Genomic DNA, 15,590 nt, shown 5'->3' on the forward strand with positions numbered 1-15,590 from the left:
GCGAATGAGTTTTTTTAAACGACTGAAAGATAAACTGACAACACAGAGCGATACGGTGACTGAAAAGTTCAAAGATGGCTTGACGAAAACACGGACGTCATTTTCAACCCGTATCAACGACCTTGTAAAGAACTATCGTAAAGTAGATGAAGAATTCTTTGAAGAATTAGAAGAAATCTTGATAGAGGCAGATGTCGGTGTAGCTACGGTGATGGACCTGATCGATGAATTGAAGGACGTGGCGAGGACTCAGAACATCAAGGAGACCGAGGAGCTGCAAGTCGTCATCTCAGAAAAGCTGGCGGAACTCCTTGATAAAGGTGATGATGATTCGAAGCTCAACATCCAGGAGAATGAGCTAACGGTCATCTTGTTCGTCGGTGTCAATGGAGTGGGGAAGACGACTTCTATTGGGAAGCTTGCACATAAACTTAAACAGGAAGGCAAATCCATCTTGATGGCAGCAGGAGATACTTTCCGTGCAGGGGCGATCGATCAACTTCAAGTATGGGGGGATCGTGTTGGCGTCGATGTCATCAAGCATAGTGAAGGTGCAGATCCGGCGGCAGTCGTATTCGATGCAGTGAAATCAGCCAAGTCCCGTGGTGTTGACGTACTGTTGTGTGATACAGCCGGAAGACTTCAAAACAAAGTCAACTTGATGAATGAGCTTGAGAAAATCAAGCGGGTCATCGGCAGGGAGCTGCCCGGCGCTCCACACGAGGTTTTGCTTGTGGTAGATGCCACGACTGGCCAGAACGCCATGAATCAGGCGAAAACGTTCAGCCAGGCGACAGATGTCAGCGGCATCGTATTGACAAAGCTTGATGGAACCGCAAAAGGCGGCATCGTACTCGCAATCCGCCACGAACTCGAGATTCCGGTCAAGCTTGTCGGTTTAGGTGAAAAAGTAGAAGACCTTTATGAATTCGATGCAGATCAATTCGTCTATGGACTCTTCTCCAATATCCTGCCAGATATGACGGAAGATGAAGCGATAGATCGCTATTAAAATAAAAATAGGGAGGAGCCTAACCATCTTTGATGGAAAGCTCCTCCCTGTTTTATGTTGGCCACGTCGCATTACGGACAAATTTTTATCAGCGGCGGAACTTCAGGAATTCGTGCTGAAATCAATGTTAAGAAAAAAACTTGACAAAGGTTTGCATGGGGTGTAGTATGATTAATCGTAAAGGCATTTCGCTTAACAAGGGGTGGAGAAAGTGCTTGAGAAAACGACACGGATCAATCTATTGTTTGATTTTTATCATGCGCTTCTAACTCCGAAACAGCGGAATTATATGGCGCTTTATTACCTTGATGATCTTTCCCTTGGAGAGATTGCTGAGCAGTATGAAGTGAGCCGCCAAGCAGTATACGACAACATCAAACGAACAGAGTCAATGCTCGAAGAATACGAAGATAAGCTTGAACTTCTCGGAAAGTATCAGACAAGGCAGCAGCTTTTGGCCGAATTGCGTCAACAGGTTGCTGAAGAAAAGAATCAGAAAGAGTTGCTCGATACGATCGATCGTGTCGAGAAATTGGATTAGGAGGCGGCATTCTATGGCATTTGAAGGTTTAGCCGACCGACTTCAACAAACACTTAAGAAGGTTCGCGGAAAAGGTAAAGTTACCGAAGCGGACGTTAAAGTCATGATGCGAGAGGTTCGACTGGCGTTATTAGAAGCTGATGTTAACTTCAAGGTCGTAAAGGAATTCGTTGCAAAGGTCAAAGAAAGAGCGATCGGACAAGAAGTACTTGAAAGTCTGACGCCAGGCCAACAAGTCGTTAAAGTCGTTAACGAGGAATTGACTGCGCTGATGGGTGGGGAGCAAAGCAAAATTGCAGTTGCCAACAAACCACCGACAGTCGTCATGATGGTTGGACTTCAAGGTGCAGGTAAGACGACGACAACAGGTAAACTGGCCAACCACTTGAGAAAGAAGAATAACCGGAAACCGTTGCTCGTTGCAGCCGACGTTTACAGACCAGCGGCGATCAATCAATTGCAAACACTAGGAAAACAGCTTAGTATGCCTGTATTCGATCTCGGTACAGATACAAGCCCTGTTGAAATCGCCAAGCAAGGAATTGCGAAAGCGAAAGAAGAGCATCACGATTATGTGATCATCGATACGGCAGGTCGATTGCATATTGACGAGGGATTGATGGATGAGCTTGCTCAAATCAAGGAAGTCGCGAAACCCGATGAAATCCTTTTGGTTGTCGATGCGATGACCGGTCAAGATGCAGTCAATGTTGCTGAGAGTTTCCATGAACAACTTGGACTCACCGGTGTCGTCCTGACAAAGCTTGATGGAGATACACGAGGCGGGGCTGCCCTGTCCATCAAATCTGTGACCGATACGCCGATCAAATTCGTCGGTTTGGGTGAGAAGCTGGATGCACTAGAGTCTTTCCATCCGGAACGAATGGCTTCAAGGATTCTAGGAATGGGAGATGTGCTGTCCCTCATAGAAAAAGCCCAAACGAACGTGGATGAGAAAAAGGCGAAAGAGCTTGAAGAGAAGATGCGGACGATGAGCTTTACGTTCGATGATTTTCTAGAACAGCTTACACAGGTAAGAAGCATGGGACCACTTGATGAGCTTCTAGGCATGTTACCGGGTGCAGGACAGATGAAGCAGTTGAAGAACGTAAAAGTCGACGAGAAACAGCTTAATCATGTTGAGGCGATCATCCAATCGATGACGAAGGGTGAAAAGCAGCATCCTGAAACGATCAACGCAAGTCGAAAGAAACGAATCGCAAAAGGAAGCGGTCGTTCCGTTCAAGAAGTCAATCGACTCTTGAAGCAGTTCGAGGACATGAAAAAGATGATGAAACAAATGTCCAATATGCAAAAAGGCAAGAAAAAAGGCGGAATGGGCGGTATGAAGTTCCCATTCATGTAATTCAGGATTTGACCGGTACACGTTACCGTGAAAATAAAAAACAACTTATAAAAATCTTTAGGAGGAATTATAGATATGGCAGTAAAAATTCGTTTAAAGCGTATGGGAGCAAAAAAATCTCCATTTTATCGTTTAGTAGTAGCAGATTCTCGTTCACCTCGTGATGGACGTTTCATCGAGGAAATTGGATACTACAATCCAATCACTCAACCAATTGATTTAAAAATCGACGAAGAGAAAGCTCTTGATTGGATGTTGAAAGGTGCAAAACCTTCTGACACAGTACGTACCCTTTTCTCTGACGCTGGTCTTATGGAAAAGCTTCACAATGCAAAAAATCAAAAATAAGTAGGGTGGGACTGATATGGAAGAGTTAATCGAAACGATTGTTAAGGCTCTTGTCGATCACCCAGAAGATGTACGCATAGAAGAAGTTGAAACGAGCAGCACGGTTACCTATCAGCTCAGTGTCCACAGTGAGGACATGGGTAAGGTGATCGGAAAGCAAGGTCGTATCGCTAAAGCGATCCGTACGGTGATCAATGCTGCCGGGACTAATGAACGTAAGAAGATAAACTTAGAGATTGTCTGACTTTATGTGAGAGGTGGGGGGAACCCTGCCTCTTCTTAATAGGAAATTCAAAATTTTACGATGGTAAACAGCGGATGTCCGACGCACAGGAAGTGCTAGTACTACCGTTGTCACAAGATTTCAGATTTGCTTAACTTCAAAGCAATTTTGCGCCGAGTAACCGCAGGCGCAGGACGTGACGTTGTTAGCCTGTGTTGTTTCTGATTCGGTTTCATTTTGAACATTCTATAAAATAGGAGTCCAATTTTCTTTGGAAGAAGTCATAAAGAATATCTTCGTTGTGAATGTTCCATGATAGTAAGAAAATACGCAATCGGGGGAAAGACAGATGAGCGAATGGTTTAATGTAGGGAAGATCGTAAACACACATGGAATCAGGGGCGAGGTGAGAGTAATCACGCGTTCGGATTTTTCTGAAGAGCGTTACCAGGAAGGCTCCAAGCTGTATTTATTCCATCCTGGGAAGAAAGAGCCGATTCCGTTGGTGGTTCGCTCACATCGGAAGCATAAACAATTCGATCTTGTCGCTTTTGATGGCTACCCGACCATTAATGATGTAGAGCCATTACGAGATGGCATCTTGAAGGTCTCTAAAGAACAACTGGAGGATCTTCCTGAAGGTGAATATTATTATTACGAAATCATCGGCTGTGAAGTCAAGACGACTGATGGGGAAAACCTTGGAAAGGTAACGGATATTTTATCTCCGGGGGCGAATGATGTGTGGGTGGTTTACTCTGGTGAAACGAAGAAAGAAGTTTTGATTCCGTATATAGAACCTGTGGTAAAAGAAGTTAATGTGCAGGGAAAACAAATCTTGATCGAACCGATGGAAGGGCTATTAGAATGAAAATCGATATTTTAACCCTTTTTCCTGAGATGTTTGATGGAGTCTTGAATAGTTCCATTTTGAAAAAAGCGCAGGAAAAAGACACTGTGAGCTATACGGTTACAGATTTCAGGGATTTCACAACCAACAAACACCGTAAAGTGGATGATTATCCTTACGGCGGCGGTGCGGGTATGGTACTGAAACCACAGCCTTTATTCGATGCGGTTGAAAGTTTGAAAGACGACCAGGAAAAGAAGCCAAGAGTCATTTTGATGTGCCCACAAGGCGAACGTTTGACACAAAAAAAGGCGGAAGAGCTTGCGGAGGAAGATCATTTAATATTCGTTTGTGGTCATTATGAGGGCTATGATGAACGTATCAGAGAGCATCTCGTCACGGATGAGATTTCGATCGGAGACTATGTCCTTACAGGTGGAGAACTGGCAGCTATGGTAGTCATAGACAGTGTGACAAGACTTTTACCAGAAGTTCTTGGTAATGAAGAGTCTTCTAAACTGGACTCATACTCTTCAGGACTGCTTGAGCACCCTCATTATACACGCCCAGCTGATTACAGAGGGATGAAAGTGCCTGATGTCCTTCTTTCAGGAGATCATGCAAGAATCCAAAAATGGCGTGATCGTGAATCTTTGAAAAGGACGTTCTTAAGACGTCCTGATCTGATAGATGAGAGTTCCTTATCTGATGAAAACCTTGAGTACCTGGAAAAATTAAAAAAGAACAGGAATACTGAATAAAATAGAGTCAAGATATTGCGTAGTAGCAACGTTTATGCTATGATATTCTTTGTGGCTTGTGTCACTTGATTACGATGTTCCGCTGTTATGATGTAAAAGCATAGACAAGAACATTTGTATGGAAGGAGGAAATACCTATGCAACAACTACTTAATGATATTACCAAAGAGCAGTTGAAAACAGATTTGCCAGAATTCCGTGCAGGGGATACTGTACGTGTTGACGTTAAAGTTGTCGAAGGAACACGTGAACGTATCCAGGTATTCGAAGGTGTTGTAATCAAACGCCGTGGATCTGGGATCAGCGAAACATTTACCGTACGTAAAATTTCTTATGGTGTTGGAGTTGAGCGTGCTTTCCCAGTACACTCTCCAAAAATCGCTAAAATCGAAGTTGTACGTCATGGTAAAGTACGTCGTGCTAAGCTTTACTATCTACGTGCACTACGTGGAAAAGCAGCGCGTATCAAAGAGATTCGCAGATAATTACACGCACTTGCGCGAAAAGGAGCTTGGAAACAAGCTCCTTTTTTATGTAGATTAGATGATACTTTAAACCATTTCGAATATAATGTAAATTAAAAATAAAGGTAAATAGTAAAACTGGGGTGGAGAAATGGCAAAGAGAAAGAATGAATCTTGGGAATGGTTGAAGGCTCTTGTTATTGCATTGGTGATCGCTGCAGGGATCCGATATTTCTTGTTTGCGCCGATCGTTGTAGATGGAGAGTCGATGATGCCTACACTTCATAATGGAGACCGGATGATCGTCAATAAATTCAGTTATGAAGTAGGAGAGCCAGATCGTTTTGATATAGTAGTGTTTCATGCTCCTGAAGGAAAAGATTACATCAAAAGGATAATCGGTTTACCTGGGGATAAAATCGAGTATAAAGATGACACACTATATGTGAATGATAAAGAAGTTCCAGAGCCATACTTGAATGAGTATAAACAAACACTCTCTGGAGGCAACTTGACCTATAATTTTGAATTAAGTGATGAAATAGGCTCTCAGACGGTTCCAGAAGGACATGTGTTTGTGCTTGGAGATAACAGGCAACATAGTAAAGACAGCCGGAATATCGGTGCCATCCCGATGGATGAAATTATCGGAAAAGCAAACGTCATCTTTTGGCCGGTTGCTCATTTTGAAGTATTAAAGTAGGTGAAATAAATGCAAATCCAATGGTTCCCAGGACATATGGCTAAAGCAAGACGGGAGATTACAGAGAAACTTAAAATGATCGATGTAGTCTTCGAGCTTGTGGACGCCCGTATCCCCTTATCCTCACGGAATCCGATGATCGATGAGATCGTTGAACATAAGCCGCGGCTGGTTCTATTGAACAAAACTGATATGGCGGATCGAGCCATCACAAAGGAATGGGAAGATTATTTTTCGGAACGTGATCTGAAGACTGTCACTGTCAATTCCAAAACTGGTCAAGGTCTCGAAAAAATTCCTGACATGGCTAGAGAACTTGTAAAGGGAAAGCTTGAGAAGATGATTGAAAAAGGAATAAAGCCTCGTGCGGTTCGAGCCTTGATTCTCGGCATCCCGAATGTCGGAAAATCGACGCTTATCAATCGTCTTGCCAACAAGAAAATCGCAAAGACAGGAGATCGACCTGGCATTACACAAAGACAGCAGTGGATCAAAGTCGGTAAAGAACTGGAATTACTAGATACACCTGGAATATTATGGCCGAAGTTTGAGGATCAGACAACAGGCTATCGATTAGCGGTGACAGGGGCAATTAAAGATGACATCCTCGATTTTGGGGATATCGCTTTTTTTGCGATTCAATATTTGAAGGAAGCGTACCCGGAGAAACTTATTGAACGTTACAATTTAACGGATACCTCTGCTCCACCACTTGAGGTTTTTGAAGAAATCGGGAAAAAGAGAGGCTGCCTGCTCAAAGGTGGAGAAGTCGACTATGAAAAGGCTGCTGAGATCATCTTAAGGGATATCCGATCCGTAAAGCTCGGTCCGATTTCTTTTGAAAGTCCAGCAGACTACGAATAAGAACTGGACAAGGGGTGGACTTAATACGAAACTATTGAGCCTGCCCCGTTTTGGTATTTTTACATAATCGTAACTATGGATGAAACACGACATAAAGGAGTTTCCGATGAAAGAGAAATCAATTAAAGAGATTCGTGGTTTATTAAAAAAGCACAGTGGAGAGCTTGAGCAAGAATTGATCCTTCAATTGAAGAGTGATTCAAGAAAGGGTGTACAAAAGCTTTATACTCAATGGTGCAAAAGGAACGAAGAGGATAAGAAACGTTTACATACATACATTCAGATGTCCGCATATGAAAATAAATGTTATTCAAATGGATATCGGTTGGTAGCAGGAATTGATGAGGTAGGACGTGGACCGCTAGCCGGTCCGGTTGTCGCGAGTGCGGTCATTTTGGACAAGAACGTGAAGATCATAGGTTTGAACGATTCGAAAAAGCTATCTGGACTAATGAGGGAAGACCTATACGAAAAGATCATCGAGAACGCTATTGCAATCGGTATAGGCAGTGTGACAGCAAAGGAAATTGACCGGATAAACATTTATGAAGCGAGTAAAGTGGCGATGTTGAAAGCTATCGAAGATTTACCAATTGCTCCTGATTATCTGCTGATCGATGCGATGACCCTCCCAACCACCCTGCCGCAAGAAAAAATCATCAAAGGAGATGCACAAAGCAATTCGATAGCTGCCTCCTCAATAGTGGCAAAAGTGACGAGGGATCGGCTGATGCAGGAAATAGACCGCAAGTACCCTCAATATTCCTTTAATTCAAATGTCGGTTATGCTACGCCACAGCATTTGGACGCGTTGCAGAAATATGGTATTACACCGGAACATAGAAAATCATTTACGCCAGTTTCAGAGTTAATACCAAACAAATGATATCCAGATGACGATATAAGAAAGGAACAGATTGTAATAGAGGGCGTGTTTTAATGAAGGCAATGCCGATCGAATCTATCATGCGTAACATAAGGCGGTTGAACCCTGCTATAGAATTGAAGCCAGGGCAGATTTTTTCTGGAAAGGTATTGGCCTTGTATCCGAAAGATCTGGCACAAGTTTAACATGCAGGTCAGAAAATAAACGCCCAGCTGTTGACTGGCTTGACCCTTGACGAAAATTATTGGTTTCAGGTAAAGCCGAATGCAAAAGGTGGAATTCCAGTCTTGGGAGTGTTGGAGCATAATAAAGTTCATCAGTTGACGACACAGGTTTTCGGTAGCTGGAAAAATCAGCCATATTTGCAACGTCTTATTACGATTCTCACTAGGGAACAGCTACCGATAACAAAGGAGTTGATAACCCAATCAGGAAAATGGTTAAGACAGGTTGATTCCATGGATAAGGGGATACAGGCTGTAAAGACGATGCTCATCAAAAATCTGCCTATTTCAGAACCTACTTTCAAAGCCCTTTATCATGTTCAGGATCGCACCCCTTTTACGACAGAACTACTGTCACTGGAAAAATCGTTGACTTCTATGGGATTGAATAGCTCCCAAAATACAGTGGGAAAGGCAATCACCCGGATTTTAGACACGACTACCCGTAACGCAGCTCTGGATATCGTCAAACAGCTTTTACAGTTATATTCTCGTCCGACAACTGGATCTGAGATGAAGCTGCAGATTGAAAGTATCTTCAAGTCGTTATCGATTAAAATACCCGATCCCTATTTATCTGAGAGCCGATCGCAAAAATCGCAACTTCCTATTTCAGATGAAGTGCTCTTGAAAGAATTGAAGGTCAATATGTCAACTCCGAAAGCTGAACTTTTTTTTCAACAGAAATTAAGCCAAGTCAGCAATACGCAAATGAACTGGATTAAGGAACAAGTGAACATGAAGACCGTACAAAAACCACAGCTTAATCTTATTGAAGCCTTACGTGGGCTTGGTTTGACGTTTGAAAATGATCTGGTGCATGGGCAGCTTGGTGAAATGAGAAATCAGCCTCAATTGAAAGCAGCTTTACTTGAACTTTTGGCTTACGATCTTCTCGAAAGCGTAAAGGAAAAAGCTGATGTATTGTTACATAGGCTTACAGGCCAGCAACTTTTACAGATTTTCCGAACGGGAAAGCCCATGTAGGGCATAGCCCGCCTTTAAGGATGGGATGAGAGTGAGAACGGATACGGAGCACCGCTAAAATCGGAAAGGTTTTGTGGTACTTCAAGTATCCGAAAATTTCACTCTCTTTTTGTTGTATAACCGTTGTAGTTTATAAACAAAACTGATACATTGTGAATATGAACGAATACAGAAGAACAAACAAAATTAGAAATTGTCATTGTTGCTTTAGAGTGCGACAAAGACCATACCCACATGTTCCTAAACACACTACCAACACTTAGTCCTGCTGATATTATGGCAAAAATCAAAGGAGTGACTTCTAGAAAGTTAAGAGAGGAATTTCCTCATCTTCAACATCTGCCGAGTCTTTGGACACGTTCCTATTTTGTATCGACCGCAACCATTAAGCGTTATGTTGAACAACAAAAAACAAGGGGGTGAGCGTTTTGGATAAACAGGAAATCACACTTAATGGACTTGTTGCAAGACAAGTTTCATGAATGGAAACACGAACACTTCCAGCTATATGATGAAGATGGAAACGAATTAAACGAAGATTTGGAAATCGAAATCGACCAAACTCTACATGACTTTATAGAAATACATCTCATGAGATCTTCCAACAAAATTTTAGAAATGGGGGTGAATATATGCCGACAATCACGCTACGCTTAGAGCTACATAAACCGACTCTTGCCAAACAACAGATGTATAAACGAATGGCAGAGACAAATACAGGATTTGCGAACTGGTTATTGCTTCATCCAGACATAAATCAGGCAACCAGTCGAATCTTTAAGGAGTTTTCAGCAGAGAAATTTCCATCCGCAGTCATTAATCAAACCATTAGAGAAGTAAAATTTCAAAAGAAAAATCAGAAAGCAAAGACCTTCCGTAAAATGTGGTGCTGCTTTAATAATCAAAACTTAAAAATAGAAAAGAAGAGTAAATTATACACCGTTTCTTTTCCTACACTTGCAAAACGTATAGGGGTTCCAGTAATAGCAAAACCATTTCAAATAAAGTGGCTTGATCAAATGATCAGTGGAAGCGTAAAGATAGGGACTGGAAAGCTTTATCAAAAGAAAAAGAAATGGTATCTTGCCATTTCAATCACTTGGAATGTGGAATCATCACAAGGTAAAAAAGTCATGGGGATTGACTTGGGACTTCGATATCTCGCAGTTGCCAGTATTGGAACAAAGTCTTTCTTCTTTAAAGGCTCAAAAGTCGCATATACTCGTAGACACTTCTCGGCAAGAAGAAGGAGACTAGGAAAAGCGAAAAAACTACAAGCCATTAAGAATTCCAAAGGCAAAGAGTCTCGTTGGATGAAAGACCAGAACCATAAAATCAGCCGTCAAATCGTTAACCTTGCACTCGCCAACGGTGTTGGAGTGATTCGCATGGAAGACTTGACGGATATTCGAAATACTACCAAATCAAAGAAAAACGACCAAGGTAGGAGCCTGCATTCATGGTCGTTCTACCAACTTAAAGAGTTCATCAAATACAAAGCTGAGATGATAGGGATCCGTTTTGAATTGGTGAATCCAGAATACACCAGTCAAACTTGCAAATGTGGTCATCAAGCGAAAGAAAATCGAAACGGTCTCCATTTTCAATGTAGAGAATGTGGCTACACCTGTCATGCTGACCTCAATGGAGCCATTAATATATCGAAAGCGATTTCGGGTTTAGTAGCCTAGCATACTGGTAATAGGTATGCCGCCCATGTGGGTACATTTTAACTGCATGGGACGGGGTAATGAGATACCCTCATCTTGGAGGCTGTTCAAAACAGAAATGGACTGCGAACGCTTAGTCATTCAAGAATCCCACCCCTCACACCGTAAGGTGTAGGGCTTGCGGCTTTAGCCGTGGGAGTCTCAAATATGAATGAAAATCAGTCCCTCACGTCCTTGTTTTATCAATTTCCCGTTCATTTCAATGAATGGAAGAGTGATATCACGATGCGCTGGGATATGAAACGGAATCACATGGGGGAGATTGACTAAGATTTTAGTCGTATTTTATTTTATCTTGATCTTCAATTTCTTAAAGAGACGGTTGTGGATATGAATGTGCAGAATAGGATCGTTTCTGTCAAAATCATAAATGGAAATGAATCAATAAGACATTTTGTCCCAAGTTTGAAAACTGAATTGAAAACACAGCTTGAAAAGATTGAATATAGGTTATCTACTGTCAAGATAGAGCTGCCTTCCAATCAGTCCTATCAGTTATTTGAAACTGAAGCGACAGATAAATCCTTTAGAGGAGTTGATCTATCGATATGACGGACAATCAACGTAAATCAGCAGTTGCACTCAAATATGATCAAGCTTTGAACAGTTCACCAAAAGTTGTAGCGAAAGGAATGGGAGTTACAGCTGAGGAGATTATAAAGTGCCGATCCAAGAAGATACTTCCCTGGTCCAGTTACTTTCAAAACTTGAGATTAATAATGAAATACCTCCGAACTTGTATCAGGCGGTAGCTGAGGTTTTTGCATTCATTTATCAACTCGATCAGGCATCCAAACCGAAGGGATGAATAAGAACTCATAAGGAAGTACAAATCACCACATACTATTGAAAAATAGTGAGGTGATATTTTTATGAAAAAGAATAAATTAGAAGTTCCTGGCTGTGAACAAGCTGTACAACAGTTCAGAGAAGAATTTGCTGAGGAATTCGGTGTTTACCGGCCGGCAGCTGAGCGTGAAAGCATAACGAAAAAAATTGTGGATGAGTCAGAAAAAAATAAAGAATGCTAAAGTTGCATGACCAATCGACAACACAAAGGCACTTTTGTGAAAGAAATCTCACAGAGTGCCTTTGTTGTGAATTGGATGAGGCCCTGATTCAACCGATTTTCAAATTTATGAGCGGATATAAAGTTTTATGCGCCGAAATATAATTTTATGTGCTGAATTAAAATTTTATGCGCCGATTACACAAATAAATGCGTATTTCCCTTTCTGGATTCTACTTGGATCCATACCCAATTTCTTGAAATTCGTCAGAAATTAGTCGCAATGGTGGACATGAGGGCGGTTTATTTATACAATAAAAACGGTGTTGCATAGATTAGACACATGATAGGAGGATGGAGAATGAATATCCACGAGTATCAAGGAAAAGAACTCTTGAGAAAGTACGGGGTATCAGTTCCTAATGGAAAGGTTGCATATACGATCAAAGAAGCAGTAGATGCAGCTAAAGAACTCGGTACTGAAATCAATGTAGTTAAAGCTCAAATTCACGCTGGTGGACGTGGGAAAGCCGGTGGTGTTAAGGTTGCTAAAAATCTTGATGAAGTACGTACATATGCTGAAGAGATTTTAGGCAAGACTCTCGTTACCCATCAAACAGGCCCAGAAGGTAAAGAAGTTAAGCGTTTACTTATTGAAGAGGGCTGTGACATCAAGCAAGAATACTATGTAGGATTAGTATTGGACCGTGCAACTTCTCGTGTCGTTATGATGGCTTCAGAAGAAGGCGGTACAGAAATTGAAGAAGTAGCGGAAAAGACACCTGAAAAAATCTTTAAAGAAGTGATCGATCCAGTAGTAGGTCTTAGTCCTTATCAAGCTCGCCGCTTAGCTTTCAATATCAACATTCCGAAAGAGCTCGTGAACAAAGCTGTCAAGTTCATGATGGGCTTGTATACTGTGTTTGTTGAGAAGGATTGCTCAATTGCTGAAATCAACCCTCTCGTTACAACAGGAGATGGGAATGTAATGGCTCTTGATGCGAAATTAAACTTTGATTCAAACGCATTATTCCGTCATAAAGATATTCTTGAATTGCGTGACCTGGATGAAGAAGATCCGAAGGAAATCGAAGCTTCTAAGTATGACCTCAGTTATATTTCTTTAGATGGGAATATCGGTTGTATGGTCAACGGAGCAGGACTTGCGATGTCCACAATGGATATCATCAAATATTACGGAGGAGACCCTGCGAACTTCCTCGATGTTGGGGGCGGTGCTACAGCAGATAAGGTTACAGAAGCCTTCAAAATCATCCTGTCTGATCAAAATGTTAAAGGGATCTTCGTAAACATCTTCGGTGGGATCATGAAATGTGATGTCATCGCTGAAGGTGTAATTGAAGCAACGAAACAAGTAGGTCTTGAACTTCCTTTGGTAGTACGTCTTGAAGGAACGAATGTTGACCTCGGTAAAAAACTTTTAAATGAATCCGGATTGAATATCACTGCAGCTGAATCAATGGCTGACGGTGCAGAAAAAATCGTTTCACTAGTGAAGTAGGAAGGTGGGGAAACTCGATGAGCGTTTATGTTAATAAAGATACGAAAGTAATCGTACAAGGGATCACTGGTTCTACAGCCCTTTTCCATACGAAACAAATGCTAGAGTACGGTACTAAAATCGTAGGTGGAGTGACACCTGGTAAAGGCGGAACAGAAGTTGAAGGAGTTCCTGTATTCAACACGGTTGAGGATGCAGTGAAAGAAACTGGAGCTACGGCTTCTGTCATTTACGTGCCTGCGCCGTTCGCTGCAGATGCGATTCTTGAAGCAGTAGATGCAGAGCTTGATCTTGCAATCTGTATTACAGAACATATTCCTGTACTGGACATGGTAAAAGTCAAGCGTTACATGGAAGGCAAGAAGACACGCTTGGTAGGGCCGAACTGCCCAGGTGTCATCACTCCGGATGAGTGTAAGATTGGAATCATGCCAGGATACATCCACACGAAAGGTCATGTCGGCGTTGTTTCTCGTTCTGGAACTTTGACTTATGAAGCGGTTCATCAGCTTTCACAAGCAGGGATCGGTCAATCTACAGCAGTAGGTATCGGTGGAGACCCGGTCAATGGTACAGACTTCATCGACGTTCTTAAAGCTTTTAACGAAGATGAAGATACTCACGCAGTCATTATGATTGGTGAAATCGGCGGTACTGCAGAAGAAGAAGCTGCAGAGTGGGTCAAGGCGAACATGACGAAGCCTGTCGTAGGATTCATCGGCGGTCAAACTGCACCTCCAGGAAAGCGCATGGGACATGCAGGTGCGATCATTTCAGGCGGTAAAGGAACTGCTGAAGAAAAGATCAAGACTATGAACGCATGTGGAATCAAGGTAGCTGAAACTCCATCTGTTATGGGAGAAACATTGATTTCTGTGTTGAAAGAAGAAAACTTGTTAGATCGTTGTACGACAGCTAACAAATAAATCAACTATGGGGCTGGCCCGGATGAATGGTGTCAGACATCCTAAAGACGGGGAGTCTGGCCGAATGGGCTGGCTCCTCTTTTATTTACATATATAAAATAAAGGTGAATCGGACATACATATCGAACCATTCGGGAAGAAGATTTTACCTGAATTGTATACATCATACCAGTAAGCAGCTATATAACATGCCAGTTTATAAATAGAGGAGATCGATGGATTGTTAGAAAGCAGGGAAACGCGCCTTTTATTTTTATCTCGGTGTCATGGTTTAGGGAATAAAACGTTGTCTAAAATGATAGAAGAAGACAGCTCGCTTGAAAAAGTCTTTCAGATGAGTAATCATCAATTAAAGGCAAAGTATCAACTATCCGAAGTGACTATACTCCAAATCAAAGCCAAAACGAAGCGAGAATACGTTCTGAAACAAATCGAAAGCGAGCTTGATACCGCCATTGTTCGGTATAGCGTATCAGAGGGTAATACAAGAATGAAAAGATCCATGTCATTACATTGTTCGATACTGAGTATTCTTCATTATTGAGGGAAATATTCGATCCTCCACTCGTACTCTATATTAAAGGAGATAAAGCCCTTTTAACTGGACGAAGAATATTGAGCGTAGTCGGAACGAGGGACGCTTCACTAAATGGACACCGAAGCTTAGAAAAGATCCTCACTCCTTTAATCGAAAAGGGGTGGACCATTGTCAGTGGATTAGCGTTTGGTATTGTTATTGCAGCGCATCGACAAGCAATAGCATCTGGCGGTAGTACGATTGCAGTTTTAGGAAGTGGATTTCATCATGTTTATCGACGTGAACATACGGATATTGCCCGTAATATCGCTTCAAGTCATCTGTTAGTATCTGAGTATCCACCTGACCGGAAGCCGGCAAAATGGCAATTTCCTATGCGAAATAGGATTATAAGCGGGCTTTCAAGGGGAACATTGATTATAGAAGCTCGTGAAAAGAGTGGATCTTTGATCACAGGCGATCAAGCTCTTCAACAGGGGAGAGAAGTTTTCGCTGTACCTGGGTCAATTTTAGAACCTCGCACAAGGGGGACCCATTACCTGATACAGCAAGGTGCAAAGCTCACGACAAGTGCCGAAGATATACTTGAGGAGATGTGTGACTTTGAATCTTAGGTTTGACAAACCATCCTTCTAT

General features: G+C 42.0%; 21 protein-coding genes and 2 pseudogenes. All 23 read left to right on the forward strand.

Features of this window, described 5'->3' with window-relative positions; genetic code table 11:
- Nucleotides 1-4 precede the first annotated feature (4 nt).
- The 23 genes and pseudogenes from ftsY (at nucleotide 5) to dprA (ending at nucleotide 15,568) form a co-directional block, all read left to right on the forward strand.
- Entirely contained in the window at nucleotides 5-1,012 is a 1,008-nt protein-coding gene (ftsY, locus tag ACJROX_RS11820) for a signal recognition particle-docking protein FtsY (protein WP_408010958.1), read from the forward strand.
- A 211-nt stretch (nucleotides 1,013-1,223) separates the two neighbouring features.
- Complete coding sequence (locus ACJROX_RS11825) at nucleotides 1,224-1,553, forward strand: putative DNA-binding protein (RefSeq protein WP_408010960.1); 330 nt, start codon at nucleotides 1,224-1,226, stop codon at nucleotides 1,551-1,553.
- Between the two features lie 13 nt (nucleotides 1,554-1,566).
- On the forward strand, nucleotides 1,567-2,919 hold the full coding sequence (gene ffh / locus ACJROX_RS11830) for a signal recognition particle protein (protein ID WP_408010961.1): 1,353 nt from the start codon (nucleotides 1,567-1,569) through the stop codon (nucleotides 2,917-2,919).
- A gap of 75 nt (nucleotides 2,920-2,994) precedes the next feature.
- Nucleotides 2,995-3,267, forward strand: coding sequence for a 30S ribosomal protein S16 (rpsP, locus tag ACJROX_RS11835; RefSeq protein ID WP_408010962.1), 273 nt, complete (start codon nucleotides 2,995-2,997; stop codon nucleotides 3,265-3,267).
- Nucleotides 3,268-3,283: 16 nt separating this feature from the next.
- Nucleotides 3,284-3,511 carry a KH domain-containing protein gene (locus ACJROX_RS11840; RefSeq protein ID WP_408010963.1) on the forward strand — a complete coding sequence of 76 codons (228 nt, stop codon included), beginning with the start codon at nucleotides 3,284-3,286 and terminating at the stop codon, nucleotides 3,509-3,511.
- Nucleotides 3,512-3,839: 328 nt separating this feature from the next.
- Nucleotides 3,840-4,361 carry a ribosome maturation factor RimM gene (gene rimM, locus ACJROX_RS11845; protein ID WP_408010964.1) on the forward strand — a complete coding sequence of 174 codons (522 nt, stop codon included), beginning with the start codon at nucleotides 3,840-3,842 and terminating at the stop codon, nucleotides 4,359-4,361.
- Nucleotides 4,358-5,101 (forward strand): tRNA (guanosine(37)-N1)-methyltransferase TrmD, encoded by a 744-nt coding sequence (gene trmD, locus ACJROX_RS11850; RefSeq protein ID WP_408010965.1) that lies wholly within the window; start codon nucleotides 4,358-4,360, stop codon nucleotides 5,099-5,101. The genes rimM and trmD overlap by 4 nt, the downstream gene beginning before the upstream one ends.
- A gap of 137 nt (nucleotides 5,102-5,238) precedes the next feature.
- Entirely contained in the window at nucleotides 5,239-5,586 is a 348-nt protein-coding gene (gene rplS, locus ACJROX_RS11855) for a 50S ribosomal protein L19 (RefSeq protein WP_408010966.1), read from the forward strand.
- A gap of 130 nt (nucleotides 5,587-5,716) precedes the next feature.
- Complete coding sequence (gene lepB, locus ACJROX_RS11860) at nucleotides 5,717-6,268, forward strand: signal peptidase I (RefSeq protein WP_408010967.1); 552 nt, start codon at nucleotides 5,717-5,719, stop codon at nucleotides 6,266-6,268.
- Nucleotides 6,269-6,277: 9 nt separating this feature from the next.
- On the forward strand, nucleotides 6,278-7,132 hold the full coding sequence (gene ylqF / locus ACJROX_RS11865; RefSeq protein WP_408010968.1) for a ribosome biogenesis GTPase YlqF: 855 nt from the start codon (nucleotides 6,278-6,280) through the stop codon (nucleotides 7,130-7,132).
- A gap of 106 nt (nucleotides 7,133-7,238) precedes the next feature.
- Nucleotides 7,239-8,018: a ribonuclease HII gene (locus ACJROX_RS11870; protein WP_408010969.1), complete on the forward strand. Its 780-nt coding sequence runs from the start codon at nucleotides 7,239-7,241 to the stop codon at nucleotides 8,016-8,018.
- 53 nt (nucleotides 8,019-8,071) lie between these two features.
- Nucleotides 8,072-8,203, forward strand: coding sequence for a hypothetical protein (locus ACJROX_RS11875; protein WP_408010970.1), 132 nt, complete (start codon nucleotides 8,072-8,074; stop codon nucleotides 8,201-8,203).
- Between the two features lie 135 nt (nucleotides 8,204-8,338).
- Nucleotides 8,339-9,229 (forward strand): hypothetical protein, encoded by an 891-nt coding sequence (locus ACJROX_RS11880; protein WP_408010971.1) that lies wholly within the window; start codon nucleotides 8,339-8,341, stop codon nucleotides 9,227-9,229.
- A 186-nt stretch (nucleotides 9,230-9,415) separates the two neighbouring features.
- A pseudogene (gene tnpA / locus ACJROX_RS11885) lies at nucleotides 9,416-9,652 on the forward strand (IS200/IS605 family transposase); the annotation flags it as partial.
- Nucleotides 9,653-9,682: 30 nt separating this feature from the next.
- Complete coding sequence (locus ACJROX_RS11890) at nucleotides 9,683-9,886, forward strand: hypothetical protein (protein WP_408010972.1); 204 nt, start codon at nucleotides 9,683-9,685, stop codon at nucleotides 9,884-9,886.
- Entirely contained in the window at nucleotides 9,862-10,920 is a 1,059-nt protein-coding gene (locus tag ACJROX_RS11895) for an RNA-guided endonuclease TnpB family protein (protein WP_408006920.1), read from the forward strand. The genes ACJROX_RS11890 and ACJROX_RS11895 overlap by 25 nt, the downstream gene beginning before the upstream one ends.
- Before the next feature lie 186 nt (nucleotides 10,921-11,106).
- Nucleotides 11,107-11,229: a hypothetical protein gene (locus ACJROX_RS11900; protein ID WP_408010973.1), complete on the forward strand. Its 123-nt coding sequence runs from the start codon at nucleotides 11,107-11,109 to the stop codon at nucleotides 11,227-11,229.
- 60 nt (nucleotides 11,230-11,289) lie between these two features.
- Nucleotides 11,290-11,511 carry a hypothetical protein gene (locus tag ACJROX_RS11905; protein WP_408010974.1) on the forward strand — a complete coding sequence of 74 codons (222 nt, stop codon included), beginning with the start codon at nucleotides 11,290-11,292 and terminating at the stop codon, nucleotides 11,509-11,511.
- Nucleotides 11,508-11,767 (forward strand): annotated as a pseudogene (locus ACJROX_RS11910) (EscU/YscU/HrcU family type III secretion system export apparatus switch protein). The gene ACJROX_RS11905 and the pseudogene ACJROX_RS11910 overlap by 4 nt, the downstream one beginning before the upstream one ends.
- Before the next feature lie 64 nt (nucleotides 11,768-11,831).
- Complete coding sequence (locus ACJROX_RS11915) at nucleotides 11,832-11,990, forward strand: small, acid-soluble spore protein, alpha/beta type (RefSeq protein ID WP_408010975.1); 159 nt, start codon at nucleotides 11,832-11,834, stop codon at nucleotides 11,988-11,990.
- 339 nt (nucleotides 11,991-12,329) lie between these two features.
- Complete coding sequence (gene sucC / locus ACJROX_RS11920) at nucleotides 12,330-13,490, forward strand: ADP-forming succinate--CoA ligase subunit beta (protein ID WP_408010976.1); 1,161 nt, start codon at nucleotides 12,330-12,332, stop codon at nucleotides 13,488-13,490.
- A gap of 17 nt (nucleotides 13,491-13,507) precedes the next feature.
- Entirely contained in the window at nucleotides 13,508-14,416 is a 909-nt protein-coding gene (gene sucD / locus ACJROX_RS11925) for a succinate--CoA ligase subunit alpha (RefSeq protein ID WP_408010977.1), read from the forward strand.
- Nucleotides 14,417-14,929: 513 nt separating this feature from the next.
- On the forward strand, nucleotides 14,930-15,568 hold the full coding sequence (dprA, locus tag ACJROX_RS11930; protein WP_408010978.1) for a DNA-processing protein DprA: 639 nt from the start codon (nucleotides 14,930-14,932) through the stop codon (nucleotides 15,566-15,568).
- The last annotated feature ends 22 nt before the right edge of the window (nucleotides 15,569-15,590 follow it).

Origin of the sequence: Pseudalkalibacillus sp. A8 (assembly GCF_045920555.1) — a bacterium.
Taxonomy (GTDB): Bacteria; Bacillota; Bacilli; order Bacillales; family Fictibacillaceae; genus Pseudalkalibacillus.